Annotated in this window: 1 protein-coding gene; it reads right to left on the bottom strand. The window is 42.7% G+C overall.

Translation table 11 applies throughout. From position 1 onward, the window contains the following. Positions 1-47 precede the first annotated feature (47 nt). A complete protein-coding gene (locus F6K53_RS43095) occupies positions 48-785 on the bottom strand; it encodes a hypothetical protein (RefSeq protein WP_293047944.1) in 738 nt (245 codons plus the stop codon). Positions 786-1,303 lie beyond the last annotated feature (518 nt).

The raw sequence follows: 1,303 nt of genomic DNA, 5'->3' as shown, positions 1-1,303 counted from the left end.
CCCAACAAGATGCGTTTGCCCTGAGCTTGCTGGTCACCCTTTCGTTGTCACACAAGGCGATATTTGTATAATTCCCTGTAGATTTGATTGCACTGGGAAAGAAGATCCTCAAAGCGCTCCGGGATGGCATCGCTTTTGGGTTTGTAGGGGTGAAACCCGGTTGAGTTTCTCACCGTGTCATACCACTGATATTGACACCAAATATCAGTGGTTGGGTTGCCTTTAGACCAATTTAACATCGCATCTGTAAATTCAACCTCTACCGCTTCGCAGAGCAAGGACAAAGTATGGCGTGGGTTTTCCTGTAGGTCACGGGCATCGATTACCGGCGGAATGACACCTGAATAGTCACGGACTATTTCAAACAATTGCTTAAGTCGTGGCATCCCTATGGTGTCCAATGTCGGATTAGGCCATAGCCGAAGATAAGATAGGAGCATCTCCCGAGGTTCACGAATCAGAAAGCAGTTGGTCAATTGGGGAACCCAACTAATGTCGATATGGGGTAGGAGTCGATAGATCATAAACTTTTGGTAATAGATCGATTTGTCGTTTGGTATTGACCCGGTCGTCACTTGCTCTACAATCTTGACCCAGTCTGTTTCATAACGGTTGAGCACTTCGTCCATTCCCGGGTCTTTGCGACCAGTGACTGAAAGATAATGTGGATAAAACGGCTCGTCTTGCACAAAGGTATCTGGGCGATTTCCCCAAGAACGTAGTAGAACTGTCGAAAGACATCGTGGACTAGCCCACATGGCGATGCGTTTCAGTTGATTTGCCACTAAATTAATCTCCTTTCCTGGAATCAAGCAATGCTAAGATTTAGCAATTATCAAGCGTCAATCATCAATAATTAAGAAGCATACCATTTTTGTACATAACACTTTTAATTATGGTTTTAAACCCTAGTATTATCGTTAATTTTAGGGATATATTTCCCAAATTTGGATGTTCCCATCAATATATCACTTACGGCTTGTTAAAAAAAAAATTATGGTAATAAAATTATGACAAGGATTCAAAGATCAGAGCCGGAGTAATCACATAAGGAGCCAAAAGATTCATAGCGTGCAAGTGTTGGGAGGGTCAGGAGGGTAACAAAACCATCCACAAGCAACACGAACAACTAAATCTGTTGATGAACCGCCTAGATGAAAAGTAACGGCCACTATCTCCAATTCTGAAGTGTACCAGCCTGTCAGGTCTAACTGGTTGATTTGGACGGTGATGTTGCTAATTTCGCTAGATTGGGATGTAATAATAGGGTAAAACAAGCTATCATAACATGTAAGCATTCAGC

The sequence above is a fragment of the Moorena sp. SIO4A1 genome, assembly GCF_010672065.1.
Taxonomy (GTDB): domain Bacteria; phylum Cyanobacteriota; class Cyanobacteriia; order Cyanobacteriales; family Coleofasciculaceae; genus Moorena.
Note: the sequence above shows the minus strand (reverse complement) of the source record. Positions and strands in the feature narration are given on the sequence as shown.